This is a genomic window from Rahnella sp. ATs2, from assembly GCF_051851855.1.
Taxonomy (GTDB): domain Bacteria; phylum Pseudomonadota; class Gammaproteobacteria; order Enterobacterales; family Enterobacteriaceae; genus Rahnella; species Rahnella variigena.
Genome location: NZ_JBLYPL010000016.1, coordinates 100,128 through 126,386 on the forward strand (window position 1 = coordinate 100,128; position 26,259 = coordinate 126,386).

Genomic DNA, 26,259 nt, shown 5'->3' on the forward strand with positions numbered 1-26,259 from the left:
TACGAGAGTAACGCCTGTTATAAAGAGACGTGTTGAATTTCTGACAGCCCGCCAAAGTCATTGATAATGTCGTAATAAACGGTATGAACTGTTTTCCCGGCAGGCACAGAAATAGTCAATGAGGAGAAAGGAGCTACCATATTTGCGGGCAATTCATTGGCCGGATTATTCATCGCACCATCCCAGACTTTATCGAAAGTAATATGGTAAGGCGTCGGGTTAGAGACAATCAGTTTTCCGGGTAACGTCTGCCAGGTCATTTTGGTAAAGCTTTCATGCAGTTCGGGATCAATGCTTTTCGGGCGGTATAAAATCTTGATGCGGCTTTTGAAAGCCACCACCAGTTGCGGACCATCAGCCTTCTGTCGCTGGGGAATTTCCTTGATATTCAGCCACATCAGTGTTTCACGATCCGCCGGAAGTTTCTCGCTGTCTATCTTCTCAATGCGCACCGAGCTGGTACTGTTGGCGTTAATCCTTGATAAGGGCGGATAGACCGTAAAATGTTGTTCCTCACGTCCGTGCTCATCTTCAATCCACGCCTGTGCCAGAAAATTGAGGGAAGTGGGATTATCGACTTTCACCGATTCCTGCGGATCGGCTTCCGGGTATATCACACGGGTTTCATCCAAAACCAAAGATGCCAGGCAATAAAAAGGCATCAAATAAATCAGGGCAGCGGCTGAAAGTCTGACGGCCATTTTAACGTTCATTATATTTCCGAAATTATAAAATTTACTTAAGGTGTTTTACACACTGTTGTGATGATTATAGGTTTGAATGTTCAACGAAATATAAACGGAGGGAGGTGATATTCAGCGGTGTTACAGAGATGAAAATAAACGGAATGCAATGTAAAGCGCAGGGGGGGTAATCAGGAATTGGGATGTAAATAAAAATATCGGGGCGGCTGGCGATCGAACCGATCGCCAGCCTGGACTTTTTCTTCCATCCGGCGACGTTATTTCGCCAGCAATTCCTTACGCACGATTTCTGCACCGGCGCTTAACGCATCCAGCTTGCCACGCGCAACGCCGCGCGGTAACGGGATCATGCCGCAGTTGGTGCACGGATAAAGTTTGTCGGCATCGACAAATTGCAGCGCTTTACGCAGCGTCGCGGCAACTTCTTCCGGGGTTTCGATAGTATTGGTGGCCACGTCAATGGCACCAACCATCACTTTTTTACCGCGGATCAGCTCCATCAGCTCCATCGGAACATGCGAGTGATGGCATTCCAGCGAGATAATATCGATATTAGATTTTTGCAGTTTCGGGAAGATCTCTTCGTACTGTCTCCACTCTGTGCCCAGCGTTTTTTTCCAGTCGGTGTTGGCTTTGATGCCGTAGCCGTAGCAGATATGGACAGCCGTTTCGCACTTCAGTCCTTCGATGGCTCGTTCCAGCGTGGCGATACCCCAGTCATTGACTTCATCGAAGAACACGTTAAAGGCTGGTTCATCGAACTGGATGATATCGACGCCCGCAGCCTCTAATTCTTTGGCTTCTTCATTGAGAATTTTAGCGAATTCCCAGGCGAGTTTTTCGCGGCTTTTATAGTGATTGTCATAGAGCGTGTCGATCATGGTCATCGGTCCCGGCAGGGCCCATTTGATCGGCTGCGTGGTCTGCTTGCGCAAGAACTTCGCATCTTCAACAAACACAGACTTCTTACGACTCACCGGCCCCACGACGGTCGGCACACTCGCTTCATAGCGGTTGCGGATCTTAACGATTTCACGCTTCTCGAAATCCACGCCCTCAAGATGCTCGATAAACGTGGTGACAAAATGCTGACGCGTTTGCTCGCCATCGCTGACGATATCAATACCGGCCTGTTGTTGATCTTCCAGACATAAACGCAGCGCATCGAGTTTGCCGTCAACTAATTCCTGACCTTCCAGTTTCCATGGCGACCAGAGTGTTTCTGGCTGCGCAATCCAGGAGGGCTTCGGTAAACTGCCCGCAGTCGATGTCGGTAATAATTTTTTCATCACAGGTGACCTTATATTTTTTTGGTAAATCAGAGAACGGGTTCAGCAGACCATTGTTTAAGAACAGTTTGGTAAGGTTTAATAAATTGCTCTTCAGTAAACTTCCCCTGTTCAACAGCCAGCTGGCTACGTTCTTCCCGGTCATAAACAATCCGGGTTAATGAATAATCCTGGAAATTCAAACTCGGCTGATACTGTTTACCCGCCGGGGAATTCGCGTTGTAGATCTCAGGGCGATAAATCTTCTGGAAAGTCTCCATCGTGCTGATGGTGCTGATCAGCTCAAGATTGGTGTAATCACTTAGCAAATCGCCACTGAAGTAGAACGCCAGCGGCGCAACGCTGTTTTCAGGCATGAAGTAGCGGGCGCGCAGTCCCATTTTGGCGAAATATTCATCCGTCAGGGAAGGCTCATCCTGCTGATATTCGATGCCTAATACAGGATGTTGATTGCCGGTACGGTAATAGGTGTTTTTACTTGAAACGCTCAGGCAGATAACCGGTGTCTTATTAAAATACTGTTTGTAGGTATCTGAAGTAATGAAGCGCTTAAAGATATCACCGTGTAATACGCCAAAATTCTCCGGCAGGCTGAATCCGGCTTTGTCCTTATTATGCTCAGGCAGTACAACACTGAAATCATAATCACGGACATAAGAAGAAAAGTTATTTCCCAGAATGCCTGCATAACGTTCGTTGGTTTTTTTATCGACGATATTGGTTTTTAATATTTCAATCACCGGGAAGGCGTCGGATTTTCCTTCACTGCTGATATTCAACTGAGCGGTGATGATGTCCAGTTCAACGGCGTAGCGGTCACTGGTTGGGTTGTCCCAGTGCGCCAGAGAATTAAAGCGATTATTGATCATCACTAAAGTGTTGCGCAGGTTTTCCTGACGTTTTTCGCCCCTCGCCAGATTGGCAAAGTTAGTCGTAATACGCGTATTTTCCGAGGGGTTATAATCTTCGTCGAAACGAATGCTCTTAATAGTGAATGTAATTTCTTTTTTCATTTTTATCAGGTGTCCCGGCTGCTGAAAAACCTACATTATTTCAGTAGTCTTCATATTTTAAGGGTGAATCGCGATGACTCTTTTATGCCTGAGTCATTGAGTGAAAAAAAGTGATTTAAATTCACTGAACATGAGCAAAGTTCATGATCCTGCCTGCGCGTCACCGACATACTTCGGCGCTGACCGAAGCATCCCCTTTTTGCCGGTAATAAGCTGAGTGAAATTCATGAGGGAGCAGAAAGATGATCGCAGTACTTTTTGAGGCAGACACAGTACCCGAAGCGCGTGAGCGCTACCTTGAGCTGGCGGCAGAGCTGAAGCCGTTGTTGTCGGACACGCCGGGATTTATCTCAATTGAACGCTTCCAGAGCCTGAGCACGTCCGGGAAAATTCTTTCTTTGTCGTGGTGGGAAGATGAAGAGTCGGTCGCCGGATGGAAACAAAATCTGATGCATCTGGCCGCCCAGAAAGAGGGCAAACAGTCGATTTTTTCATACTACAGAATTCGCGTTGCCCGTGTCTTTCGTGACTATTCTTCCGACAAATCTTCCCATCAGCCGTCTGGTAAAGGAGCGCATCAGCATGTATGACATTCACGTTATTCTCGATAATACTTCAGGTTCGCTGGCTTCATTCGGACGCGTTCTCGGTCTCAACGGCGTGGGTCTGGAAGGCGGCGGAGTATTTACCACGCCGGAAGCCACGCACGCGCATTTCCTGATAGAAGATGGCGAGAAAGCCCGTCAGGTGCTGACTGACGCAGGTTTTAACGTGAGAAACCTGTCACGTCCGCTGATCAGGAAATTACCCCAGAAACAGCCGGGCGAACTGGGCGAAATCGCCCAGACTCTGGCCCAGGCTGGCATTAACATTCTGGTACAGTATAGCGATCACGACAACCGGCTTATCTTGCTGACGGATGACGATATCCGGGCGGCAGAAGTCACCCAACAATGGGCAATACACTCTGCATGAATTTTCTTCATACCGAATACGACAGTGAGCCGGATGATTCTCTTGAAAAGTCCATGTCGCTGGTCGCTTCTGCAATATCTGACCCTTCCAGGGTCAGTATTTTGTGCGCGCTGATGGACGGGCGTGCATGGACTGCGACCGAACTCAGTGCGGTAGCGGGGATCGCTGCCTCCACGACCAGCGGGCATCTTACCCGGCTGCTCAGTAACGGGCTGGTGATTTGCCTGACGCAGGGACGCCACCGGTATTACAGTCTGGCGGGACATCATATCGCCGGACTGCTGGAAAACCTGATGGGCGTTTCTATGCGCAGTCAACGCTCTTTTACGCCGAGCACGCCGGTCGTTTTGCGTTATGCACGCACCTGTTATGACCATCTGGCAGGAGAACTGGCGGTAAAAATCTATGATTTTATGCTGCGTGAGCGATGGCTTGAGCCTGACGGCAATGCGCTGACATCCGAGGGAAAAGCGCATTTTCAACGGATTGGCGCAGTGCTTGATCCGCGTCCGCGTCGTAAGGCTTGCTGTCCTTGTCTGGACTGGAGTGAAAGACGTTTTCATCTGGGCGGGGATGCAGGGCAGGCATTGATGACGCTGTTACTGCAAAAAGAGTGGATAACACGCACGCCGGGCTATCGCGAAGTGACTGTGACAGGCGGCAGAGTGGCTCTGAGCCGCCTGTTTGGTGTGAATCTGACCTGATCCCGCCGGTTATGATTCCGTTTTATTTGCCCGGCAGGACGGAAGATTCAGCGGGTCTCCATACAAGATGGTGGTGAAAGTAACGGGGCGTACCGCCACCAGATCAGCAGCGCCGTCAGTGCGATCACGCTCAAAACGCTAAACGCCGTAGCAAAAGAGTAATGACCCGCAATCATACCGGTCAGGGCCGGGCTCATGGCCGCACCGACGCCTTGCATCAGCATCACCACGCTTTGTCCCGCATTCACGTGACCATTTCCGCGCAGCAGCACCACGATAAAGCTGGGCACTACCACTCCCAGTACGCCAGCGGCGACGCCATCAAGTATTTGCACCGGCACCATCATTAAGGGCGCGGCAGAACTCGCCGCCAGCGCAGCCCTGACGGGCATGACCAATAAAGCCAACATAATAAGCCGCCAGTAGCCGACTCTGTCGATGCGCCCTGCGGTCCAGATTGCCACCGGGATCATCACCAGCTGAGAAATAATCACAGTTGCGGCGGCATAAAGTCCGGGATTGACAGCGCCGGGTGCCGCAGCCACTCTCATGCTGAGCATTGGCAACAGTGCCGCATTCGCCAGATGAAACAGCAGCAGTGTCAGACCCGTTATCAGAAGCGGTTTATTTTTAACCAGCACCGAGAAGTCGGGAACTTGCGCAGATGCGCTGGACTCCAGACCACGCGCCGCATTATCATCTATATCGCTGCTGCGAATGCCCGTCAGCGCGATGAGCGTTAACAGCATGGTGCAGGTCATCAGGATGAAAATACCACCGATGCCCCAGTACCAGGCGATCCCTCCGGCAATCAGCGCGGTGATAAAATTCCCGCCATGGTTAAACGCCTCATTTTTGCCCATCTGCGCGCTAAAGCCTTTTTGCCCGGTCAGGCCCAGCGTGATGCCGGTTATCAGCGGACCGACAAAAGCAGCACATATTCCGCTCACGATCTGCGAAAACGCCACCACGGCATTTGCCTGACTGAGCCACAGCAGGAGTGTCGTGCCGGTGATCAGCACGCACAGCAGTGCCAGAATCAGACGCTTGTTTTTCGATGCGTCAGTAATGAACCCCGCAGGCAGCGTCGCCAGCAAACCTGCCACACCGCCGGCAGTCATCAGCAATCCGATATCATCGGGCTGCCAGTGACGTTGCGTCAGAAATATTCCCAAAAAAGGCCCCAGCCCGTCACGGACATCCGCAATAAAAAAACTGGTTAAACACAGTGCCTGCAATGAACGAATCGACATATTTTACCCTTCAGCGTTATTAACCAGTTTCATACGCGATGAAGTATAAGCAGGATTTTCCACTCCGGGATGACAGAAATGTTAAAGCTCAGTGCGTGGATTTCAGCGTTGCAGTCCCTCCTTAACGCCGAAAGGCATTAAGGAGGGAATTTGGTGAGGTATGGCATTCAGAGTGTTTGTATTACCACTCTCCTCAGACTGTCACTTTCGCTCGTTGTTTCACGGCATAAATCAGTACCACGCCGAAACACACCATCGGCAGGGCGTACGAAACGGCGGTGTTGTAATGGTCAGCAATCGCGCCCATCAGATACGGCATCACCGCGCCGCCGACAATCGCCATGATCATCACCGAACTGGCGCGTTTGGTTTGTTTGCCCATGTTTTTGACACCCATGGCGAAAATGGTCGGGAACATGATCGACATAAAGAAGAAAATCGCCACCAGCGCAATCACCGAGACGTTATCAATCCCCGCCACCACCACGCCGCACAGCACAATATTGATGATGGCGTAGATCACCAGCAATGTGGCAGGGCGGACGAAGCCCATCAGCCAGGTGCTGAAGAAACGCCCGACCATGAAGCTGATCATGCCGACCGAAAGCAGGTACGACGCATTCTGGTTCGACAGCGTGTGCCAGTGTTCGGTGGTGTAGTTGATGAAGAACGCGCCGACGCCAACCTGCGCCGCCACATAGAAAAATTGTGCGATTACGCCGCCGGTAAAATGACCGTGCTGCCACAATCCTTTCGCGATGCCGTGATCTTCCGACGTACTTTGCTCGCGGATGTCCGGCAATTTGGTGCGCCCGAACAGGAAAGCGATCAGCAGCACTAACACCGCGATAGCGACGTAAGTGGTTTTGACCGAGGACAGGCCATCCGCCGTGGTGCCTTGCGTGGCGGAGAAGAACAGGGAACCGCCGATAATCGGGCCGATAAACTGACCTAACCCGTTAAACGACTGAGAAAGATTCAGGCGGCGCTCTGCTCCGGCAGGGTCGCCCAGTACGGTAGCAAACGGGTTAGCGGCGGTTTCCAGACAACCCAGACCCAGGGCAATTACGAACAGCGCAAACAGGAACATGCCAAAACTGCCTGCAGAGGCGGCGGGGACAAACAACAGCGCGCCCAGTGCATACAGGCATAACCCGACGAGGATCCCGGCTTTATAGCCGAACCTGTCCATGAAGAAACCGGCGGGCAGGGCGATGATGAAATACGCCCCGAAATACGCGGCCTGTAACAGGCCGGACTGGGCTTTATTGACGTGCAACACTTCCTGGAAATGTTTATTCAGGACATCCAGCAGCCCGTAGGATAAACCCCACAGGAAAAACAGCGTGGTGACCAGAATGAACGCCAGTCTGAAACCGGACGTCGTTTTGCGCTGCGCATAAGCAGGCGCGGCAGTTTTATCGGCGAGCATAGTGTATTCCTCAGTATCTGGTAACGCATGTAGGGGTTCAGCTCAGGTGGCTGATTTTTTATGTCAGATATCGTGAAAAACGTGATTAACTCCCTCATAGCAGGGAGTTTTACTTTTGCTCATTCCCATTCTCAGGGGTGAGGCAGGTTTCGCTTTGCTCCCCCCACATTCACAGGGTTGAGCGGATTTCGCTTTGCACCTCCCCCTGCGAAGGGGGGGGCTGGGAGGGGGTTTAGCAGGCAACGCCAGATCCGGAGTTGCCATTAATACCCCACCCCAACCCTCCCCTTCGCAGGGGAGGGAGCCGGTCGAGTTTTACTCAGGTCCTTCCGCAGGGGAGGGAGCCGACCGGGTTTTACTCAACGCCTTCCGTATGCGAGGGAGCCTGACCGGCCAGAGAAAAAATCCTCTCCATTTCCACCCACTTTGCACCTGCGGGCGTCCACGGCGTGGGGCGCTGATATTTCCACATCAGGGCTTCCCATTCGCAGACTTTGGGATCCTCCAGACTGCGGCGTTCGAACAGCCCGCTGTCAAAATCTTCCGTGGTTTCCATCACCATCATCAGCCGGTTGCCAAGCTGGTAAATTTCCATGTCTGCGATGCCATAACGGCGCAGATGTGCGGTAATTTCCGGCCAGATTTCGCGGTGATAACGCTGATATTCTTCGATAAGTGCCGGATCATCCGCCAGATCCAGCGCCTGACAATAGCGGCGCGTCATGTCAGCGCCCGGTCGAGATGCATATAGCCGCCGTCCACGGTCAGCCACTGGCCGGTGGTGTGCGAGGCGCGGGAAGAAAGCAAAAACACCACGGTATTGGCGATTTCCTGCGGCGTGGTCATGCGCTGTCCCAGCGGAATATGCGAGGTAATTTGTTGCAGCTTTTCTTCAGGATGATCGAAGCTTTTGATCCAGCTTTCGTACAGCGGCGTCATCACTTCTGCCGGGATCACCGCATTCACGCGGATACCGTCGCCGAGCAGCGCCGCCGCCCATTCGCGGGTCAGCGCAAGAATGCCGCCTTTTGCTGAGGCATAACCGCTGGTATTGCCCTGTCCTGTTATTGCGGTTTTCGAACTGATATTGACGATGGCTCCCCGGCTGGCGCGAAGGGCGTCAAGGCTCAGATGCGCCATCAGGTAATAGTGGATGAGATTCTGTTCGAGTGATTTCACAAAGGCTTCGCGACCGGCATCCAGTCCCACGCTGTCGTTGGCACCGGCGTTATTCACCAGCCCGTCGATGCTGTCGTAACGGCTGAGAACGTCGTCCACGGCGGCTTTGCAACTGGCCTCGTCACGCAGTTCAGTCAGCACAAAACTGGCCTGTGGCGAAAGCTGTTGCAGTTTATGCATCAGGTCATTGGCCGGTTCGGTATTGCTGATGATCACCGGGATCGCGCCTTCTTCCGCCAGCGTCAGCGAAATCGCCGCGCCGATACCAGATCCGCCGCCGGTGACCATCACCACTTTATTTTGCAGATGCAGATTCATCAGTTATTTCCTGTAATCGGTAAAGGCTGTAATTGGTAAATCGCGCAGGCGTTGCCGCCATAAATGGCTGCCTGCTCGTCACTGCTTAATGTCGCGGTGGCTTGTTCGCATAAATCCCACGGATTTTCATCCGCATCAGCCAGCAGGCACACCGGCCAGTCGGAGCCAAACATCAGCCGCTCAGCGCCAAAAATCTCCAGCGCGGCCTCAAAATATGGCAACAGATCGCGGGCTGACATACCTGCCGGACGCGGTTCGGTCAGCAGCCCGGAAAGTTTGCAGCTGACGTGTTTTAACCCCGCCAGCGGCGCAACCTGCTGCTTCCAGTGCGCCGCACCCTTGCTCAGATCGGGCTTGCCGAAATGGTCGAGCACCAGAAAATAGTCGTCATGACGTTCGGCAAATTTCACGGCTTCTGTCAGATGGCGGTGCGTCACCAGAATTTCGTAGACAGTTTTCTGCTGCTGCAACTCACGGAGTCCGGCATTGATCGCCGGATTTTCCAGCCACTGCGCAGGCGAAGACTCGTCCTGAACCTGATGGCGGACAGCGCGTAACAGCGGATGCGAAATTGCCTCCAGTTCCTGTTTCAGTGCGGGTGATGACAAATCCACCCAGCCTGTTACGGCGCGCACGAAGTCGGTTTTCTCTGCAAGCTCCAGCAGCCAGCGCGTTTCCTGCACTGAGGAACAGGCCTGAACCAGAATCGAGCCCTGAACATCGTGACGTTGTAACGTATCTCGTAACGTTTCCGGCAATAAGTCCTGCTTCAGCACCGCCATGTCATCGCTTATCCAGCGGTAATCCTGCGGTGTGTAGCGCCAGAAATGCTGGTGGCTGTCGATGCGCATCGGCGTTCTCCTCGAGCTTTCTTTAGCATGGGTTTCAGGCGTGATGGCGATATTTTTCAATCGACGCCTGATGCATTTCGATGGAGAATCCCGGCGCTTCCGGCGGCATATACGCCGCGCCACGGATGTCGCACGGATGCACAAAATGCTCGTGAAGATGGTCAACGTATTCGATAACGCGACCTTCGTGCGTTCCCGCGATACACAGATAATCAATCATCGAAAGATGCTGAACGTACTCACATAACCCGACGCCGCCTGCGTGCGGACACACCGGCAGATTGTATTTGGCGGCCATCAGCATGACGGCCAGCACTTCATTCACGCCGCCCATGCGGCAGGCATCAATCTGCACCACGTCAATGGCTTCGCGCATGATGAACTGTTTAAACATGATGCGGTTCTGGCACATTTCGCCGGTGGCAACTTTGACCGGCGCTACAGCCTGACGGATTTTGCGGTGGCCTTCGATATCGTCCGGGCTGGTGGGTTCTTCGATAAACCACGGACTGGCGAAGGCGAGGGCGTTCACCCACGGGATGGCGTCGTTGGTTTCCCAGACCTGATTGGCGTCAATCATCAGTTTGCGATCCGGGCCGATAACTTCACGCGCAATGCGCACACGGCGGATGTCATCTTCCAGGTCGCGCCCGACTTTCAGTTTCAGATAATCGAAACCGGCATCGACGGCTTCCTGACACAAGCGGCGCAATTTATCGTCGGGATAACCCAGCCAGCCCGCAGACGTCGTGTAACACGGATAACCTTCCGCCATCAGTTTCTCTGTGCGTTGCTCCTTGTTGTCAGCGCGGCGCTGTAATAATGTCAGCGCTTCCAGCGGCGTGATGCAGTCGGTGATGTAGCGGAAATCGATGCAACGCACCAGCTCTTCCGGCGACATATCCGCCACCAGTTTCCACAAGGGTTTACCGGCGGCTTTGCTCCATAAATCCCACACGCCATTGACTACTGCACCGGTCGCTAGGTGGATTGCGCCTTTGTCAGGACCAATCCAGCGCAGCTGGCTGTCACTGGTAAAATCGCGCCAAAACTGACCCATATCGGCGGTGATGGCCGTCAGATCCCGTCCGACGATCAGATGTTCCAGCGCTTTAATGGCCGCACAACAGATTTCATTGCCGCGGCCAATAGTGAACGTCAGGCCGTGGCCTTTGAGCGCAGGATTGTCAGTTTCGAGGATCACGTATGCGGCGGAATAATCCGGATCCGGGTTCATTGCATCCGATCCGTCCAGCGCCAGCGAGGTCGGGAAACGCACATCTTCAACACGTAAAGCGGTAATGGTTGTCATCGCAAAAAATCCTTCAGCTGCAAGAGGTTATGCCTGCACCGTCTTCTGACGTTGCTCACCCAAACCTTCAATCCCAAGACGCATCACCTGACCGGCTTTCAGATATACCGGCGGTTTCTGCCCCAGCCCGACGCCCGGTGGGGTTCCGGTGGAAATAATGTCGCCCGGTTGCAGGCTCATAAAACGGCTGAGATAACTGATAATTTCGGGGATCTGGAAAATCATGGTGCGCGTGTTGCCGTTCTGCCAGCGTTTGCCGTCCACTTCCAGCCACAGATTCAGCTGGTGCGGATCAGGGATTTCGTCGGCCGTAACCAGCCACGGGCCGGTCGGACCAAAGGTGTCGCAGCCTTTGCCTTTGTCCCAGGTGCCGCCGCGTTCAATCTGGAATTCGCGCTCGGACACATCGTTGATCACGCAGTAACCGGCAACGTGCGACAGCGCATCTGCCTCGCTGATATAGCGCCCGCCGGTGCCGATCACCACACCAAGCTCGACTTCCCAGTCGGTTTTAACCGAGTCACGCGGAATCTCCACATCGTCGTTTGGCCCGACAATCGCGCTGGTCCATTTACTGAAAACGACCGGTTCTTTCGGGATCTCCGCGCCGGTTTCAGCGGCATGATCGGCGTAATTCAGGCCGATGCAGATAAATTTCCCCACCTTGCCAACACAGGCGCCGAGACGCGGTTCGCCGCTGACCAGCGGCAGACTTTGCGGATCAAGCTGGCGCAGTTTATCCAGCGTTTCCGGCTGTAAAAATTCGCCGCTGATGTCAGCGACATGGGCGCTGAGGTCGCGCAATTTGCCGTTGCTGTCGAGCAGACCTGGGCGTTCAGAACCTGCATTGCCGTAACGTAATAATTTCATGAGTCAGTGTCCTTCTGTGAAAGTCAGATCTGTGAAAATCAGTTGCTCCAGCCGCCGTCAATAATCTGAACCGTGCCGGTGGTATATGAACTGGCATCTGAGGCCAGATAAAGCGCAAGCTGGGCGATTTCTTCTGTTTTACCGATGCGCCCGATTGGCTGACGCGAAACAAACGCCGCATACACTTCTTCTTCGCTGCGGCCTTCAGCCTGTGCCTGAGCAGCAATGCGCTGGCGCAGGGAAGGTGATTCCACCGTGCCCGGGCAAATAGCGTTACAGCGGATCCCGCGGGTGACGTAATCCGCCGCAACTGAGCGGGTCAGGCCAATCACCGCCGCTTTCGAGGCACTGTAAGCAAAGCGGTTCGGCACGCCTTTGATGCTGGAAGCGACCGACGACATGTTGATCACCGAGCCGCTGTTGCGTTCGAGCATGGCGGGCAGAAACGCGCGGATCATGTGGAACATCGCCGTCACGTTGAGATCTAACGCAAACTGCCATTCGCGTTGTGTGCAGGTCAGAATATCGCCGCTGTGTACCACACCCGCGCAGTTGAACAGCACGTCGAGCGCACCGGTTTCTTCCGCCAGTGCGGCAATCGCCTGCGGGTCGGTTACGTCGAGCAGACGCGGAGTGATGCCCGGAATATCACGCAGGGCGCTGATGTTGATATCTGTGGCAATCACCTCTGCGCCTTCACGGGCAAACAGCGTCGCGGTGTTAAATCCGATGCCTTGTCCGGCGGCGGTGATCAGAACTTTTTTCCCTGCCAGGCTCATAGCCGTTCCCCGTAAAAAGTGTCATTAAAGGCCTAATGGTCAGGCCATTGGAGGTGAAAAAAACACGTGATAAGCACTGCTTTTTGCTAAGATGTTCGGCAGGCTTGTACTTAAAACGCTATTTCGTTTAACCAACTTTTTACATGCATAAAACAATTCAGCAAGATTTTTGTCCGGGAAATGCTAGCTGAATCACTTAATGAGAATTGACCTCAGGTGTCCAATGCCGATAAAAAAATTAGAAAATCCCAGAATTTACAGGCAGATAGCTGACCAGCTAAAAACGTTAATCGATAACAAAGAATTTCCGCCCGGCAGCCGTCTTCCTGCCGAGCGTGAGCTGGCCAGTCAGTTGCAGGTCAGCCGGGCGTCTGTCCGTGAGGCGTTAATCGCGCTGGAAGTTATCGGACTGGTGGACGTGCGTGTGGGAAACGGTGTCATTGTGCGCCATCCTCCGGCGGTACCGGTCGCGCCTTCGCAGGAACCGGTGATGTCGCAGGCAGGGCGTAATCAGTGGGCGGATGTGGATGATGAGCTGAATATCGAGCTGGATTTTACCGCTGAACTGCCGCCGTTTTCGCTGCTGCAAACCCGGCGTCTGATAGAACCGGAAACCGCGGCACTGGCGGCAAGAAACGCAACCGACGAAGAACTTGCAGCGATCAGGCTGGCTTATGAGGAGAACTGTCGCGATAACCGCAATGGTTCAGCGACTCATCCCGGTGACCGTTTGTTTCATATCCGCATCGCGCAGGCCAGCGGAAATCCGGCTTACGCTTTTATCATCGCGCACCTGCTCGGCCACCGTTATGGCACCATGTTTCGCAGCCTGCAATTACATTACACGCCGCAGGATATGCCGCACCGCTCTGAGATTGAACATCTTGAAATCCTGACCGCACTGGAAGCAAGGGACAGTCGTGCAGCAAAGAAAGCGATGAAAGATCATCTGGATGCGGTCATAAAGATTTTTGGCCAGGGGTGAAATAGGCGAGGCATCTGACTCCTTATTGGATTTCAGTGCCTGCCATAAGCGTTTACCAGACTTCTCTCGCCAGCCGTAAGAAGTTTTCCCCCAGCACATTGCGGATCACTTTTTCGCTGTGTCCTGACTGTAACAAATGGCCGGCCACCTCTTCCAGCGCGGAGGGATGCACGTAGCCACCTTCGCCGGAATATTCCTCTGCGGGCCAGTATTCAGGATGTGCCGCCAGAATTTCGCCGGTACTGACATTGCCCACAGGAAAGGCATAATCCAGCGCTATTCCCACGTGGCGGGGACCGGCGAGATGAATCAGATAATCGACATGCCGGGCGAACAGCGCGGCGTCGGGGGCGCTGTCACCCAGAAACTCACCAATCCCGTTCACGCCAATCAGCCCGCCATTGTTCACACATGCCCTGATTTGTTCATCGCTGATGTTCCTGCCGTGCGCATGTACGGCTTTTGGATTGGAATGGGAAAAGATGACCGGCTTACGGGAATATTCAATGGCTTCGATGCTGGTCTGAAGACTGCAATGAGAGACATCAACGAACATGCCAACGCGGTTCATTTCATCAATCACTTCTTTGCCGAATGACGTCAAACCTGCGTTTTCATCATGGCAGCCGCCACCCGCCAGATTATTGCGGTTATAAGCAAACAGCATCTGTCGTACGCCCAGGTGATGATAAAACTCCACCATTTCAACGCGGCCATCCAGCGCGTTCATCCCTTCGATATCAAAGGTGATCGCCAGCTTTCCTGCAGCACGGGCGGTCAGAATATCCTCCGGCTGGTTCACCAGCAAATAGTCATCGGCATGATCGAGGATCCAGTGCCGGAACGCCGCCAGATTGCGTACTGTCTGCTCCCACGGCAGGACATCGAAGCCGACATCCACCGACAGGTAATGCACGCCCGCATCCCGCCAGAGTTGTAGATTATTCAGGTCTGCCGCCGGATCGGGCATGAAGCCGGAGTGCCCATCCCAGACCAGCGAGTCGGAAAAAATTGCGCGGGCGCGTCGGGCTATATCGGTCTGGATCATGTGAGTATTTCCTGCAATGACAAGGGGTGTTCGGGGGACGGAACCTTCAGGGCTGATGCCAGCCAGCCGGGTTCCAGCGTGGGTTCGGCCTGCAACAGACGCGCGGTGTAATCATCGAAAGGCGGCGTCAGCACCGTCTCCCGCAAGCCCTGACGCACCAGTTTGCCGCGATGCATGACGGCCACGGAATGGGCAATGCTGCGCACCGTCGCGATGTCGTGAGTGATAAAAAGCAAGGTCAGGCCGGCAGACTGCTGAAGCTGTCTGAACAAGGCCAGTACGCCCTGCGCGACCAGCGGATCCAGTGCCGAGGTCGGTTCATCACAAATGAGAATTTCCGGTTCCGCTGCCAGCGCCCGCGCAATTGCCACTCGCTGTTTTTGCCCGCCTGAAAGCTGCGAGGGAAAACGATCGGCCAGCTCCGGCGCCAGTTCTACCTGCTCAAGCAACTGACTGAGGCGTGCTTTAAGCGCGGCACCGCGCAAACCGCTGCGGCGCATGATATTCCGCCCGATTAGCTCACGTACCCGGTGGCGCGGGTTCAGTGCGGTATCCGCGTTCTGATAAATGTACTGGATTTGCCAGCGCTGCTGCGCAGTTCGCCGCTGACAATCAAACGACAGTGCCTTGCCTTCCAGCGTCAGCTCGCCGGATTGCGGTTTTTGCAGCCCGGCCAGCGTGCGGGCCAGGGTGGATTTACCGGAGCCCGACTCGCCGACCAGCGCAAAGGTTTGCCCGCGGGGCAGTGCCAGCGAAAGCTGCGAGATAACCGGCTGCCCGTTACCGTACCCGACGGTCAGATCACGCAGTTCAAGCACCGGCGCATGGTGTTCAGCGACCGGCAGCGGTGCCGGGTGTCGGGTATTGAGCAACGCACGGGTGTAAGGATGTGCGGCTGACCTAAGGATATCGGCAGTGCGGCCATATTCGATCTGTTTGCCGTGGCGCAACACCAGCAGGCTGTCGGCAATTTGCGAGACCACGGCAATATCGTGCGAAATATACAGCGCCGCCGTGCGGGTCTGCTTCACCGCGTGGCGGATAGCCGCCAGAACGTCGAGCTGCGTAGTGACATCCAGCGCGGTGGTCGGCTCATCAAAAACAATCAAATCAGGCGAGGAGCACAGTGCCATGGCGGTCATTGCCCGCTGCAACTGACCGCCGGAAACCTGATGAGGATAGCGTCTGGCGAACTGTACCGGATCCGGCAAACCGAGCAGGGCGAACAGCTGCAACATCTTTTCCTGTGCGGCTTCAGGCGTCAGGACACCGTGATAACACGCGGCTTCAATAACCTGTGAACCCAGCGGAAATGCCGGATTAAAACCGGCACTGGCCGATTGCGCGACATAACAAACGCGTTTGCCCTGATGTGTCGCTAAACGGCACGCATCCCGGGGATGATAAGTTTGCCCCTGAAAAGTAATGCTGCCGCTGAGCGGTCGCAGCGCGCCGCGATAATGCCCCATCACCGCGAGCCCGAGGGTGGATTTCCCGGCGCCAGATTCGCCGATTACGCCCAGCACGTCGCCTTTGCGTAATTCGAAAGACACGTGGTCAATCAACACAGTTTGCTGATGTCCAACGCACAGCTGTGCGACCTGTAAGAGTGCCTCTGACATCACTGATCCTCCTGTTGTTGCAGCTTTCTGCTCAGGGCATCGACCAGCAAATTGACGGCAATGACCAGCAACGAAATGGCGATGGCAGGGTAAAAGGCGGCACTGACACCAAACAGAATGCCGTCTTTATTTTCCCGCACGATGGCGCCCCAGTCGGCTGCGGGAGGCTGGATCCCCAGCCCGATGAAAGAGAGTGTCGAGATAAAAAGAATGCTGGCGCTGAACTGCATTCCCCATTCGGCCAGCAGCGGAAAGCGGGCGTTGGGCAGCATTTCGCGGATGACCCGGTACGCGTGAGATTCACCGGCGAGCTTTGCGGCTTCCATGTAATCCGTGGCCAGAATATGCGAGGCAAGGCTGTAACCGAGACGATAAACGCGCGTAGCACCGATGGCGGCCAGCACAACGATCAGCGTGCTGTTAGTTTGTGGTAACACCGCCAGCGCCACCAGCGCGATAATCAGCGACGGCAGTGACATAAACAGATCGTTGAGGCGTGACAATATTCCCTCCACCGCGCCTCCCACGCTGACCGCCAGAAAGCTAAGCAGCGTGCCCGCAAGCGTAGCCATTACCGAAATCACAAAAGCAAACGACAAGGTAAGACGTGCGCCAGACAGCAGACGGGAGAACAAATCCCTGCCGAGATTATCGGTGCCCAGCCAATGGGCGGCACTCATTGGTTGCCAGATTTCACCGCTTATCTGACGGGCATCGTAAGGCGCGATCCACGGCGCGGCCAGCGAGGCGAAGACAAACAGGATCAGCAGAAACGCACCGGTCACGGCGCTTGCTGAGGAGAAAAGTGATTTCATCGCGGGAACCTCAGTCGTGGGTTTGCCGCCATCGCCAGCATATCGACCAGTAAATTAAGCAGAATATACACGGCGGCAAACACCAGCCCGCAGGCCTGCACGACCGGAATGTCGCGTACGGTGACGGCATCCACCATGTATTGCCCGACACCCGGATAGACAAAAATCACTTCGATGATCATCGCACCGACAATCAGTCCGGCCAGATTCATGGCGATCACGGTCAGTACGGGGGAAATGGCATTCGGTGCGGCGTGTCGCCATAAAATACGCAGCGGCGGTAATCCCTTCAGCCGCGCTGTTTCCATCCACGGCGTACTGGTGACCGACATCAGCGCACTGCGTGCCGATCGCAACATGTTTGCCAGCACGGCAATCGCCAGTGTCAGCACCGGCAGCAACAGGGCGGAAAGACGATCCGGCAGGCTCATGCCGTCATAAATCGTAGAGGGAAACGTCGAGACGCCCACGTGTAACACCAGCACCTGAATCAGCAGATAGCCGATTAAAAATTCCGGCAGTGAGAGAATAATCAGGGATACCAGCGTAATCATACGGTCGGGCAGGCGGTGCAGATAGCGCACGGCGAACAGACCGCCCAGTAACGCGACCGGGATCGCCAGTAACGCGGCGGCACCCGCAAGCCACAGTGAATTGAGTAACCGGTGCCCGAGCTGTGCGCTGACCGGTTGCTGACTGGCCCAGGAGAGCCCGAAATCGCCTTTGAAAATCTGTAGCATCCACAGCAGATAACGGGTGACCAGCGGCTTATCCAGCCCGAGACTTTGCCTGATACTGGCAATCGCCTCAGGTGTCGCTGCGCGTCCCAGTGACGCGGCAGCAAAATCACCGGGCAGGGCGTTGACGGCGGCGAAGATCAGCAGCGATACACCCCAGAGTAAAATCACCGCCAGCAGCAGGCGGTGAATGATGGCGCGGGCGAGCGGATGAGGGGGCGCCGTGCTGCGCACCCCGCGCGCAATAAGACTTTTCATCAGTTGTTCAGCCAGACGCGTGAGATGACGTGACCGTTGGATAAATCGTTTCCGACATCTTCGATATAACCCTGAAGTTTGTTGCTGCTGGCGTTGAGGTAATTATTGAACACCGGCAGCAGGGTGCCGCCTTCATCACGCACAATCAGCGCAATGTCGTGATACAGCGTGCGGCGTTTGGCCTCATCCTCTTCTGCCCGTGCAAGTTTGAGCAGGCTGGCAAATTGCGGATTAGCGAAGTTGGTTTCATTGCTGGCTGAGGACGGGCCCAGTTCGAGCGAATAGATCAGATCCTGGGTTAAACGTGTTCCCCATGACGACACGCAGAACGGTTTATTACGCCAGACATTATTCCAGTAGCCGTCATCCGGCTGGCGGCGGATATCAATTTTGATCCCGGCTTTCTGCGCGCTGAGCTGGAACAGCGTGGCGGCATCGACGGCACCGGGGAAAACCCCTTCAGCGACATCCAGCACAATGGGCCCGCTGTAGCCGGATTTTTTAAAGTGGAATGCGGCCTGATCGGCGTCGTACTGGCGTTGCGGGATATCGGCCGGGAACAACGGATACGCACTGTTGACCGGGAAATCATTGCCGAGCGAGCCATAACCGCCCAGCACGCGATCCAGAATTTGCTGGCGATCAATGGCCAGTTTCAGCGCCAGACGCAGGTCGTTATTGTCGAATGGCGGGGTGTTGACCATCATCGGCAACGTGTAATGTCCGCGTCCCGGTGTGTTGTAAATCGTGACCGGGCCGCTTTTCAGCAGTGCCACGATTTTCGGGCTCAGCCCGCTGATGAAATGCACTTTTCCGGTAGACAGTGCCGCAACCCGGCTCGATGCATCATTAATCGCGATCACTTCTGCACTCGCCACATTGCCCCGGCTGCTGTCCCAGTCATGCGGGTTTTTCTCCAGCTGGGTATAGACGCCAGCCTCGAATTTGACGATGCGGTAAGGCCCGGTGCCGATCCCGGCGTTAGGATTTTCATAGCCGCCACCGGGCTGGATTTGCAGGTTCCACAGCGAAAGTACCAGCGGGAAATCGACATTGCTTTCATTAAGAGTAATGGTGATTTTATCGCCATCACTGGTGACGGTACTGATGGATGACAGATAGGCAATTACGCCGGAACGGAATTTCGGATCACGGTGACGGGAAAGGGTTTTGACTACATCTTCTGCCGTCAGCGCCTGGCCGTTATGGAACTGAACGCCTTTACGAAGGGTAAATATCCAGCGCGATGATTTGTCGGCGCTTTCCCAGCTTTCTGCCAGCCCCGGTATCGCTTTGCCGCTGACCGGATCGGTACGCACGAGCGTATCGCCCCAGGCACAACCTACCACCATCATGTATGAACTGATCCAGCTTGCCGGATCCAACACGTCGGTGGTCGCCGCACCATCAATGCCCAGTTTGAGGTGTCCGCCTTTCTTCGGTGTGTTGTCGGCAGCGGCGGCGGGCAGGGTAAAACTGAGCCCGGAAGCGGCGCCGGCTGCCAGAGAAAACTTGAGGAAATCGCGACGATTCCAGGAATTTGGCATTTTTTATTATCCTTATTTTATAGGCTGATACGGTGTGAATACCCTGCTGCACAGGCGAATCTGATGGTCAGAAATTGCCCCAAAGGGGCGTAATCCTAAGAAATAGGGAAGGGGGTGTCTAATACGTAAATAAGATAAGCGTATGATAAAAATAGAAATAACACAGACAGCGTAGCCGCGGGCGCAACGGCATGCTAGTGTGCATTTTTGCCTGAATTTACCTGCTTATAATGAAAAAAAACCATGATCTGGCTGTTATGCACTGGGGAACGTACCGCGTTGCCACGGCTGACGGTGTTTTAAAATCTGTCGAACCCGTGGAATGGGATCGTAATCCGTCTGAAATCGGACAATCCCTGGTGGGTTCGGTAGACGGACCCAGCCGCGTACGTCGCCCTGCGGTCCGGCTGGGCTATTTGCAACACGGCGCGGCCTCGCGTGAAGGACGCGGCAAAGAGCCTTTTGTCGAAGTCAGCTGGGAGACGGCGCTGTCGCTGGTCGCGGCTGAACTCGCGCGCGTAAAGGAAACCCACGGTAATTCTGCGTTCTATGCCGGGTCTTACGGCTGGTCGAGCGCCGGTCGTTTTCACCATGCGCAAAGTCAGATGCACCGGTTTTTCAATCAGTTTGGCGGGTATTCCGGCAGCACTAACACCTACAGTCTGGCCGCAGCGGAGCGTTTATTGCCGCACATTATCGGTGATCTGGATGTGCTGCAAAAACAGCATACTCACTGGTCCGTGCTGGCCGGAAAGTGCGAGCTGTTCGTCGCGTTCGGCGGACTGCCGTGGCGCAATGCGCAGGTCAACGGCGGCGGTGCCAACGATCACTCTCTGAAATACTGGTTACAGGAAATGGAGCGAACCGGCACCCGTTTCATCAATGTCAGCCCGGTGAAGAATGATCTCTCATCGGTGAAAACGGCTGAATGGCTGTCCCTCAAACCCGGCAGCGATACCGCACTTTTGCTGGCACTGAGTTATGTTCTGGTCGATGAATCCCGTTATGACGCCGGCTTTGTCGCCAGTCATACCGTCGGATTCGATACGTACCGCGATTATCTGACAGGCGTACGCGACGGACAGGCCAAAACGCCGGAATGGGCAGAACCGCTGACCGGCGTCAGCGCGCAGGCAATCCGCACGCTGGCGCGTGAGATGTCCGAAAAGCACACCATGATTAATATCGCCTGGTCTTTGCAACGCGCACGACAGGGCGAACAAACTTTCTGGGCGACGGTGGCGCTGGCATCTTTACTCGGACAGATCGGCACGCCGGGCGGCGGGCTGGGCTTTGCCTACGCGTCTACCAATCTTGCAGGCTCCGATCGCCGCACCTTCTCCGGCCCGCGTTTGCCGATGGGTAAAAATGCGGTGAACGATCACATCCCCGTGGCGCGGCTTTCCGACATGTTGCTCAATCCCGGCGGCGCGTATCAGTTCGATGGCAAAAACTGTCAGTATCCCGATATCCGGCTGGTTTACTGGGCGGGCGGTAACGCGTTTCACCATCATCAGGATATCAACCGGCTGGTGAAAGCCTGGCGTCAGCCCGATACCGTGGTGGTGCATGAACAGTACTGGACGGCGCAGGCTAAGTTCGCAGACATCGTGCTGCCGGTGACAACGTCACTTGAGCGCGAGGATATCGGCAGCGCCAGCAACGACGGCTACATGATTGCCATGCGTCAGCATATTGCACCGGTCGGTGAGGCGCGCAGCGATTACGCGATATTTGCCGCGCTCGCGCAGCAAATGGGCTTTGGCGAGGTCTTCAGCGAAGGGCGCGATGCGGCGGACTGGTTGCGGCATATCTACCAGCTTTCGGTTCCCCGTGCGCAGGCTGATGGCATTGAGCTGCCGGAATTCGATGATTTCTGGCAACAGGGCAAACTGGAATATGCGCGTCCGGATGCGCCGCAGCTCCTGTTCGAAGACTTCCGCCGTGACCCTGAAGGATCGCCGCTGGCTACGCCGTCAGGCAAAATCGAACTGTTTTCACAGACGGTGGCGAATTTCGATTACGAAGAATGTCCCGGTTTCCCGTTCTGGTATGAACAGGACTACCGTGAACAGCAGGCAACACGTGCCCGCTGGCCGCTGCATTTGCTCTCAAGTCAGCCACGGACGCGGTTGCACAGCCAGTACGATCACGGCAGCGTCAGCCGTAAGACAAAAATCAGCGACCGTGAACCGCTCTGGTTACATCCGCAGGATGCCGCCGCGCGTGGCATTACTGAGGGCAGTATCGTACGGGTGTTTAACGATCGTGGCGCAATCCTGGCGGGTGTTCATCTGACCGAGGATGTGCGCCCCGGCGTGGTGCAAATGTCGACCGGTGCCTGGTACGACCCGCAGGATCCGTCGCAACCCGACTCGCTGGATAAACACGGCAACCCGAACGTACTGACGGAAGATCGCGGCAGTTCGCGACTCGGGCAAGGCTGCAGTGCGCAAAGTTGCTGGATTGATATCGAGCGCTGGGACGCGCCTTTACCCGATGTCACGGCCTTCCAGCCGCCGGTGTTAAGGTCGTGGGCTCGCCGCCCACACTGGCCCAAAGGGTTTTAAACGAAACCCTTTGGAATCCTGCGTTTTTTTAACTGCACGCTCCGCTCGCTGGCTATGTTTCAGGTATCACCGCGACAGGCTGGAAATCTTGCCGCTTTGCGGTTCCTTCACTCGGTCCTGGAGCCTCCGGTCTCCAGGCCGCTCCGTTCAGCAAGATTTCTGAATCGCCCGCACGATCTTAAATCAACGGCAGATTGTTTTTATCTTTTAGATAAGTTTATTGGCGTGCTCAAAAATGGCACCGAATGAACGGTTCGAGACCTATGGCTCGAAACCTGAAATTCGGGAATCGCGCAGCGATGACATTTTGCGCCACTCACCAATGCACCAGAACATGTACGTCGTGCCTGCGATAGCGCGCAGTGAAAAAGCGCGGAGTCCAGAGGCCCGCGCGTTACCGGGTCTCTGGTCGGTGTGGGCCGACGCCCACGACCTTGACCTTAAGAGCCAGTGTGGGTGGCAACCCACGACCTTGATCATAATTTGTTTTTAAAAGCCGCCCCTTTGCAGCGGCCAACTGCAATTCCAAACTTCCCCCATTCGCTACTTCAACGCTTCATCAACTGGCGGACAGTTGCTGCTTGAGTTTGAGCGGTTGCTCAAGTATCTTGCTGGCCTTGAGCGCTTGCTCAAAATCTATCTGAGGCACTTTTTATGTTCGTCAATAACCGCTGGCTGATACTTGCGATTGTCACCAGTACACTCTTTTTGATCATCATTGATATGACCGTGTTGTACACCGCGTTACCGCGTCTGACGCAGGCGCTGGGTGCCACGGCATCGGAAAAATTATGGATAGTGAACGCCTATCCGCTGGTGGTCGCCGGTCTGTTACCGGGCGCGGGAATGCTCAGTGACCGTATCGGACACAAAAATCTTTTTATGAGCGGGCTGCCGGTATTTGCGCTCGCCTCCCTGTGCGCGGCGTTTTCTGCCAGCGCTGAAATGCTGATCGCCTCCCGGGTGTTCCTGGCGATTGGCGCAGCGATGATGATGCCTGCGACGCTGGCGATTGTGCGTCATGTCTTCACCAACGAACGTGAACGTGCGCTGGCGATCGGTATCTGGTCGGCGGTAGCGTCAGGTGCGGCGGCGCTCGGGCCGGTGATCGGCGGCGTGCTGCTGGAATACTTCTGGTGGGGCTCGGTGTTCCTGATCAACGTGCCGATTGTGCTGGCTGTATTCCCGTTTGCCCAGGCGCTGATCCCACGCGGTGAAGGCAATAAACAACGTCCGTGTGATTTTGCCGGTTCTGCGCTGGTGATGGCGGGGCTGGTCGGGGTGATTTATGCACTAAAAGAACTGAGCCAGATTAACTCTTCATGGCTGGTGATCTTGGGTTCTGCCGCCTTCGGTGTGCTGTTCCTTGGTTTATTCGTCAGAAGACAAAAACGCGCTGTACAGCCGATGATCGACTTTTCACTGTTCCGTAATCGTGCCTTTGCCTGTGGCGTGGGCGTGGCGATCACCTCAATGATTGCGCTGATCGGTATCGAACTGGTGCTGAGTCAGCGGTTGCAGCTGGTGCTCGGACTGACGCCGTTTATGGCGGCGATGTTTATCCTGCCTATCCCGGTGGCGTCTGCGCTGGCCTCGCCGCTGGCGGGTATGCTGATCCCGCGTGTGGGTGTGCGTAAAATGATGCTGGGCGGCTTCGCGATATCTGCGCTCGGCATCGTCATTCACGCACTGGTCTATGATGGCAGCGCGGTGATGCAACTGATCAGTCTGTTTATTTTAGGTTTTGGCCTGGGCGGCGCTGTGACGGCGGCTTCCACCTCCATCATGCTTAATGCCCCTGAAGACAAGGCTGGCATGGTCGCCGCGATAGAAGATGTGTCGTGGGAAATGGGCGGCGTGCTTGGCGTCACCTTGCTGGGTGGCCTGATGACGGCCGTTTACAGCCGCAGTCTGACACTTCCGCAAGGACTGGTCAGCGGTGAAACGGCGTATGACAGTCTGGATGAAGCGTTAACGATCGCCGGTAATCTCAGCCCTGAGCATGCGTCATTGCTGACCAGCCTGGCACGAACCGCGTTTGATCAGGCGTTTCTGGCAGTACTGATTTCTGCCGCTGTGCTGGTGATTGCCAGCGTCGTAGTGCTGAAAATCGTGCTGCGTAAGTCCGTGGGCACACGCCGGGCTTCCTGATAAAATGCCGGTCTGAGCAGTTGCTCAATGCCAGCACAGGATAAATGATGAAAGAAAACCGGGAAGCGTTAAGGGCTAAGATTCTTGACGGAGCTATCAGTCTCTTTATCGAAAAGGGAATTGAGAAAGTCACGACGCGCGAGCTGACGGAGTACGTCGGGATTTCCCGCAGCCATATTTATCATTATTTTCCTGACTGGCAGACGCTGTGCATTGAAGCGCTGTCGGTGGTGATGATGGCGGAACTGAAAGAGTTTTCCGCTGAAATCGCACTGCTGGAGCCCAAAGCAAAATTGCACACGCTGGTGTGCAATTATCTGCCTGATACGCAGGGTGATATCTGGCAGTTGTACGGATCGCTCTGGCAGTTGGCAGCGCATAATGAGGCTTACGCCGAACTGGCGCGGCTGATGGTACATAAGTGGCTGGAACTGCTGGCTGAAATTATCCGCGCCGGGATCGACAGCGGCGTGTTCCGCCCGACCGATGCCGGACGCGTTACCCGCCAGTTATCCGCCATCATGAATGGCTATTCCGATCAGCTGATCGTCATGCCTTCTGCCGAAGCCCGTCAGGAAGCGATGGATGATATTCTCGATTTTATCGGAAGGGTGCTGGAAAAATAAAAAACAGAAGGCCGCCATGATGGCGGCCTTTTTCACTTAATGACTTCTCATTCCTGCCGCAAACATCAGCAAATGAAACACCGATGCCACAACAAATAACGCCAGCACGCTGCCGCCCCAGATGACGGCCATCCAGCCGACTCGTTTTAAGAACGGGGCTTTAGTGATGTTGCTGTCATCCATTTTTCTGATGAGATTCATAATGCGATTCCTCAGTGATAACCCTGATCCGGTGTGACTTTTCCGCGGAACACGTAATAGCTCCAGAAGGTGTACACCAGAATAATAGGGATGATGAACAGGGCGCCGACCAGAATAAAGCCCTGACTTTGCGGAGGTGACGCCGCTTCCCAGATGGAGATGGACGGTGGAATGATGTTCGGCCAGATGCTGATCCCCAGACCGGTATAGCCCAGGAACACCAGCGCCAGCGTCAGCAGGAACGGCGAGTGGTGCGCATTTTTGCTGATGGCGCGATACATCCATGCAGAGACCAGTACTACCAGCACCGGTACCGGCAGGAACCAGTAAAGGTTAGGGCGGGAGAACCAGCGGGTGGCGATATCGCTGTGTGTCAGCGGCGTCCACAGGCTGACCGCCAGCGTCACCAGCAGGAAGACTATCAGCAGCGGTTTGGCGATGTTGTGCATCGCTTCCTGCAATTCGCCTTCGGTTTTCATGATAAGCCAGGTGCAGCCGAGCAGGGCGTAAGCCACCACCAGCGCAAAACCACAGAACAGCGTGAACGGCGTCAGCCAGTCCAGCGCGCCACCGGCATAAGTACGGTTCACCACCGGGATCCCGTTGATGACCGCGCCCAGCACCACGCCCTGACAGAACGTCGCCAGCACTGAACCGCCAATGAAGGACTTATCCCACACGTGGCGTTTGGCCGGGCTGGCTTTGAAGCGAAATTCAAAAGCGACGCCACGGAAGATCAGGCCGAACAGCATCAGGGTCAGCGGAATAGTCAGCGCGTCCAGTATCACCGAATACGCCAGCGGGAATGCGCCGTACAGCGCCGCACCGCCCAGCACCAGCCAGGTTTCGTTGCCGTCCCAGACCGGCGCAACGGTGTTCATCATCACGTCGCGGTCGTGCTCTTTTTTCACCAGCGGGAACAGCAGACCGATACCCAGGTCGAAGCCGTCCATCACCACATACATCATCACGCCGAAGATGATGATCAAAAACCAGATCAGCGGTAAGTCGATACCCATT

25 protein-coding genes are annotated in these 26,259 nt (G+C 55.0%); 7 read left to right on the forward strand and 18 right to left on the reverse strand.

Annotated features, from left to right (window positions below):
* Positions 1-17: 17 nt before the first annotated feature.
* From ACJY2G_RS17675 to ACJY2G_RS17685, 3 genes are all read right to left on the reverse strand, one after another.
* A complete protein-coding gene (locus ACJY2G_RS17675; protein ID WP_120163382.1) occupies positions 18-713 on the reverse strand; it encodes a fimbrial biogenesis chaperone in 696 nt (231 codons plus the stop codon).
* 248 nt (positions 714-961) lie between these two features.
* Positions 962-1,993 carry a methionine synthase gene (locus tag ACJY2G_RS17680; RefSeq protein ID WP_113876461.1) on the reverse strand — a complete coding sequence of 344 codons (1,032 nt, stop codon included), beginning with the start codon at positions 1,991-1,993 and terminating at the stop codon, positions 962-964.
* Between the two features lie 29 nt (positions 1,994-2,022).
* Complete coding sequence (locus ACJY2G_RS17685; protein WP_159281752.1) at positions 2,023-3,006, reverse strand: DUF1852 domain-containing protein; 984 nt, start codon at positions 3,004-3,006, stop codon at positions 2,023-2,025.
* Positions 3,007-3,248: 242 nt separating this feature from the next.
* On the opposite strand from ACJY2G_RS17685, the gene ACJY2G_RS17690 reads away from it, so the two are divergent.
* From ACJY2G_RS17690 to ACJY2G_RS17700, 3 genes are read left to right on the forward strand one after another with little or no spacing between them, the layout of a single operon-like run.
* Complete coding sequence (locus tag ACJY2G_RS17690) at positions 3,249-3,596, forward strand: antibiotic biosynthesis monooxygenase family protein (protein WP_430319350.1); 348 nt, start codon at positions 3,249-3,251, stop codon at positions 3,594-3,596.
* Entirely contained in the window at positions 3,589-3,981 is a 393-nt protein-coding gene (locus ACJY2G_RS17695; protein ID WP_112289725.1) for an amino acid-binding protein, read from the forward strand. Before ACJY2G_RS17690 ends, ACJY2G_RS17695 begins: the two co-directional genes overlap by 8 nt.
* Entirely contained in the window at positions 3,978-4,685 is a 708-nt protein-coding gene (locus tag ACJY2G_RS17700; protein WP_430319646.1) for an ArsR/SmtB family transcription factor, read from the forward strand. Before ACJY2G_RS17695 ends, ACJY2G_RS17700 begins: the two co-directional genes overlap by 4 nt.
* Before the next feature lie 47 nt (positions 4,686-4,732).
* Here ACJY2G_RS17700 and ACJY2G_RS17705 read toward each other — a convergent pair whose 3' ends face one another.
* The 8 genes from ACJY2G_RS17705 to ACJY2G_RS17740 all read right to left on the reverse strand — a co-directional run bounded on the left by ACJY2G_RS17705 (position 4,733) and on the right by ACJY2G_RS17740 (position 12,679).
* Positions 4,733-5,938, reverse strand: coding sequence for an MFS transporter (locus ACJY2G_RS17705; RefSeq protein WP_430319349.1), 1,206 nt, complete (start codon positions 5,936-5,938; stop codon positions 4,733-4,735).
* A 193-nt stretch (positions 5,939-6,131) separates the two neighbouring features.
* A complete protein-coding gene (gene fucP / locus ACJY2G_RS17710; protein ID WP_430319348.1) occupies positions 6,132-7,370 on the reverse strand; it encodes an L-fucose:H+ symporter permease in 1,239 nt (412 codons plus the stop codon).
* Positions 7,371-7,725: 355 nt separating this feature from the next.
* Positions 7,726-8,094, reverse strand: coding sequence for an L-rhamnose mutarotase (locus tag ACJY2G_RS17715; protein ID WP_430319347.1), 369 nt, complete (start codon positions 8,092-8,094; stop codon positions 7,726-7,728).
* Complete coding sequence (locus ACJY2G_RS17720) at positions 8,091-8,867, reverse strand: SDR family oxidoreductase (RefSeq protein WP_430319346.1); 777 nt, start codon at positions 8,865-8,867, stop codon at positions 8,091-8,093. Before ACJY2G_RS17720 ends, ACJY2G_RS17715 begins: the two co-directional genes overlap by 4 nt.
* The gene (locus ACJY2G_RS17725) at positions 8,867-9,718 is read right to left on the reverse strand and encodes an amidohydrolase family protein (protein WP_430319645.1); all 852 of its coding nucleotides are present in this window, start codon (positions 9,716-9,718) and stop codon (positions 8,867-8,869) included. The genes ACJY2G_RS17720 and ACJY2G_RS17725 overlap by 1 nt, the downstream gene beginning before the upstream one ends.
* A gap of 34 nt (positions 9,719-9,752) precedes the next feature.
* Positions 9,753-11,030 (reverse strand): L-fuconate dehydratase, encoded by a 1,278-nt coding sequence (locus tag ACJY2G_RS17730; protein ID WP_439291968.1) that lies wholly within the window; start codon positions 11,028-11,030, stop codon positions 9,753-9,755.
* Between the two features lie 27 nt (positions 11,031-11,057).
* Complete coding sequence (locus tag ACJY2G_RS17735; protein ID WP_112290369.1) at positions 11,058-11,900, reverse strand: ureidoglycolate lyase; 843 nt, start codon at positions 11,898-11,900, stop codon at positions 11,058-11,060.
* Positions 11,901-11,938: 38 nt separating this feature from the next.
* Positions 11,939-12,679, reverse strand: a complete 741-nt coding sequence (locus tag ACJY2G_RS17740; protein ID WP_430319344.1) for an SDR family oxidoreductase — start codon at positions 12,677-12,679, stop codon at positions 11,939-11,941.
* Positions 12,680-12,902: 223 nt separating this feature from the next.
* Here ACJY2G_RS17740 and ACJY2G_RS17745 point away from each other — a divergent pair, with 223 nt between their 5' ends.
* Positions 12,903-13,664 carry a FadR/GntR family transcriptional regulator gene (locus ACJY2G_RS17745; RefSeq protein WP_430319343.1) on the forward strand — a complete coding sequence of 254 codons (762 nt, stop codon included), beginning with the start codon at positions 12,903-12,905 and terminating at the stop codon, positions 13,662-13,664.
* A gap of 52 nt (positions 13,665-13,716) precedes the next feature.
* Here ACJY2G_RS17745 and ACJY2G_RS17750 read toward each other — a convergent pair whose 3' ends face one another.
* Genes ACJY2G_RS17750 through ACJY2G_RS17770 form a run of 5 tightly spaced genes read right to left on the reverse strand, consistent with a single transcriptional unit; the run spans position 13,717 to position 19,691 of the window.
* On the reverse strand, positions 13,717-14,712 hold the full coding sequence (locus ACJY2G_RS17750; protein ID WP_120163370.1) for a dipeptidase: 996 nt from the start codon (positions 14,710-14,712) through the stop codon (positions 13,717-13,719).
* On the reverse strand, positions 14,709-16,334 hold the full coding sequence (locus tag ACJY2G_RS17755; protein WP_430319342.1) for an ABC transporter ATP-binding protein: 1,626 nt from the start codon (positions 16,332-16,334) through the stop codon (positions 14,709-14,711). Before ACJY2G_RS17755 ends, ACJY2G_RS17750 begins: the two co-directional genes overlap by 4 nt.
* Complete coding sequence (locus tag ACJY2G_RS17760) at positions 16,334-17,149, reverse strand: ABC transporter permease (protein WP_430319341.1); 816 nt, start codon at positions 17,147-17,149, stop codon at positions 16,334-16,336. The genes ACJY2G_RS17755 and ACJY2G_RS17760 overlap by 1 nt, the downstream gene beginning before the upstream one ends.
* Positions 17,146-18,144, reverse strand: a complete 999-nt coding sequence (locus ACJY2G_RS17765) for an ABC transporter permease (RefSeq protein WP_430319340.1) — start codon at positions 18,142-18,144, stop codon at positions 17,146-17,148. Before ACJY2G_RS17765 ends, ACJY2G_RS17760 begins: the two co-directional genes overlap by 4 nt.
* Positions 18,144-19,691: an ABC transporter substrate-binding protein gene (locus tag ACJY2G_RS17770; RefSeq protein WP_113876445.1), complete on the reverse strand. Its 1,548-nt coding sequence runs from the start codon at positions 19,689-19,691 to the stop codon at positions 18,144-18,146. The genes ACJY2G_RS17765 and ACJY2G_RS17770 overlap by 1 nt, the downstream gene beginning before the upstream one ends.
* A 230-nt stretch (positions 19,692-19,921) precedes the next feature.
* Here ACJY2G_RS17770 and ACJY2G_RS17775 point away from each other — a divergent pair, with 230 nt between their 5' ends.
* The 3 genes from ACJY2G_RS17775 to ACJY2G_RS17785 all read left to right on the forward strand — a co-directional run bounded on the left by ACJY2G_RS17775 (position 19,922) and on the right by ACJY2G_RS17785 (position 25,038).
* On the forward strand, positions 19,922-22,261 hold the full coding sequence (locus tag ACJY2G_RS17775) for a molybdopterin-dependent oxidoreductase (protein WP_439291969.1): 2,340 nt from the start codon (positions 19,922-19,924) through the stop codon (positions 22,259-22,261).
* Positions 22,262-22,915: 654 nt separating this feature from the next.
* The gene (locus ACJY2G_RS17780; protein ID WP_430319338.1) at positions 22,916-24,412 is read left to right on the forward strand and encodes an MFS transporter; all 1,497 of its coding nucleotides are present in this window, start codon (positions 22,916-22,918) and stop codon (positions 24,410-24,412) included.
* Between the two features lie 47 nt (positions 24,413-24,459).
* The gene (locus ACJY2G_RS17785) at positions 24,460-25,038 is read left to right on the forward strand and encodes a TetR/AcrR family transcriptional regulator (RefSeq protein WP_159281769.1); all 579 of its coding nucleotides are present in this window, start codon (positions 24,460-24,462) and stop codon (positions 25,036-25,038) included.
* Between the two features lie 36 nt (positions 25,039-25,074).
* Here the strand turns inward: ACJY2G_RS17785 and ACJY2G_RS17790 are convergent, their stop codons facing one another.
* Positions 25,075-25,239 (reverse strand): DUF2474 domain-containing protein, encoded by a 165-nt coding sequence (locus tag ACJY2G_RS17790; protein ID WP_013577857.1) that lies wholly within the window; start codon positions 25,237-25,239, stop codon positions 25,075-25,077.
* Between the two features lie 11 nt (positions 25,240-25,250).
* The gene (gene cydB / locus ACJY2G_RS17795) at positions 25,251-26,258 is read right to left on the reverse strand and encodes a cytochrome d ubiquinol oxidase subunit II (RefSeq protein ID WP_112290256.1); all 1,008 of its coding nucleotides are present in this window, start codon (positions 26,256-26,258) and stop codon (positions 25,251-25,253) included.
* Position 26,259 lies beyond the last annotated feature (1 nt).

What these genes read in the sequence shown, in the direction of transcription:
- ACJY2G_RS17675 (WP_120163382.1), bottom strand. Translation starts at nt 713, where the DNA reads ATGAACGTTAAAATGGCCGTCAGACTTTCAGCCGCTGCCCTGATTTAT.
- ACJY2G_RS17680 (WP_113876461.1), bottom strand. Translation starts at nt 1,993, where the DNA reads ATGAAAAAATTATTACCGACATCGACTGCGGGCAGTTTACCGAAGCCC.
- ACJY2G_RS17685 (WP_159281752.1), bottom strand. Translation starts at nt 3,006, where the DNA reads ATGAAAAAAGAAATTACATTCACTATTAAGAGCATTCGTTTCGACGAA.
- ACJY2G_RS17690 (WP_430319350.1), top strand. Translation starts at nt 3,249, where the DNA reads ATGATCGCAGTACTTTTTGAGGCAGACACAGTACCCGAAGCGCGTGAG.
- ACJY2G_RS17695 (WP_112289725.1), top strand. Translation starts at nt 3,589, where the DNA reads ATGTATGACATTCACGTTATTCTCGATAATACTTCAGGTTCGCTGGCT.
- ACJY2G_RS17700 (WP_430319646.1), top strand. Translation starts at nt 3,978, where the DNA reads ATGAATTTTCTTCATACCGAATACGACAGTGAGCCGGATGATTCTCTT.
- ACJY2G_RS17705 (WP_430319349.1), bottom strand. Translation starts at nt 5,938, where the DNA reads ATGTCGATTCGTTCATTGCAGGCACTGTGTTTAACCAGTTTTTTTATT.
- fucP (WP_430319348.1), bottom strand. Translation starts at nt 7,370, where the DNA reads ATGCTCGCCGATAAAACTGCCGCGCCTGCTTATGCGCAGCGCAAAACG.
- ACJY2G_RS17715 (WP_430319347.1), bottom strand. Translation starts at nt 8,094, where the DNA reads ATGACGCGCCGCTATTGTCAGGCGCTGGATCTGGCGGATGATCCGGCA.
- ACJY2G_RS17720 (WP_430319346.1), bottom strand. Translation starts at nt 8,867, where the DNA reads ATGAATCTGCATCTGCAAAATAAAGTGGTGATGGTCACCGGCGGCGGA.
- ACJY2G_RS17725 (WP_430319645.1), bottom strand. Translation starts at nt 9,718, where the DNA reads ATGCGCATCGACAGCCACCAGCATTTCTGGCGCTACACACCGCAGGAT.
- ACJY2G_RS17730 (WP_439291968.1), bottom strand. Translation starts at nt 11,030, where the DNA reads ATGACAACCATTACCGCTTTACGTGTTGAAGATGTGCGTTTCCCGACC.
- ACJY2G_RS17735 (WP_112290369.1), bottom strand. Translation starts at nt 11,900, where the DNA reads ATGAAATTATTACGTTACGGCAATGCAGGTTCTGAACGCCCAGGTCTG.
- ACJY2G_RS17740 (WP_430319344.1), bottom strand. Translation starts at nt 12,679, where the DNA reads ATGAGCCTGGCAGGGAAAAAAGTTCTGATCACCGCCGCCGGACAAGGC.
- ACJY2G_RS17745 (WP_430319343.1), top strand. Translation starts at nt 12,903, where the DNA reads ATGCCGATAAAAAAATTAGAAAATCCCAGAATTTACAGGCAGATAGCT.
- ACJY2G_RS17750 (WP_120163370.1), bottom strand. Translation starts at nt 14,712, where the DNA reads ATGATCCAGACCGATATAGCCCGACGCGCCCGCGCAATTTTTTCCGAC.
- ACJY2G_RS17755 (WP_430319342.1), bottom strand. Translation starts at nt 16,334, where the DNA reads ATGTCAGAGGCACTCTTACAGGTCGCACAGCTGTGCGTTGGACATCAG.
- ACJY2G_RS17760 (WP_430319341.1), bottom strand. Translation starts at nt 17,149, where the DNA reads ATGAAATCACTTTTCTCCTCAGCAAGCGCCGTGACCGGTGCGTTTCTG.
- ACJY2G_RS17765 (WP_430319340.1), bottom strand. Translation starts at nt 18,144, where the DNA reads ATGAAAAGTCTTATTGCGCGCGGGGTGCGCAGCACGGCGCCCCCTCAT.
- ACJY2G_RS17770 (WP_113876445.1), bottom strand. Translation starts at nt 19,691, where the DNA reads ATGCCAAATTCCTGGAATCGTCGCGATTTCCTCAAGTTTTCTCTGGCA.
- ACJY2G_RS17775 (WP_439291969.1), top strand. Translation starts at nt 19,922, where the DNA reads ATGAAAAAAAACCATGATCTGGCTGTTATGCACTGGGGAACGTACCGC.
- ACJY2G_RS17780 (WP_430319338.1), top strand. Translation starts at nt 22,916, where the DNA reads ATGTTCGTCAATAACCGCTGGCTGATACTTGCGATTGTCACCAGTACA.
- ACJY2G_RS17785 (WP_159281769.1), top strand. Translation starts at nt 24,460, where the DNA reads ATGAAAGAAAACCGGGAAGCGTTAAGGGCTAAGATTCTTGACGGAGCT.
- ACJY2G_RS17790 (WP_013577857.1), bottom strand. Translation starts at nt 25,239, where the DNA reads ATGAATCTCATCAGAAAAATGGATGACAGCAACATCACTAAAGCCCCG.
- cydB (WP_112290256.1), bottom strand. Translation starts at nt 26,258, where the DNA reads ATGGGTATCGACTTACCGCTGATCTGGTTTTTGATCATCATCTTCGGC.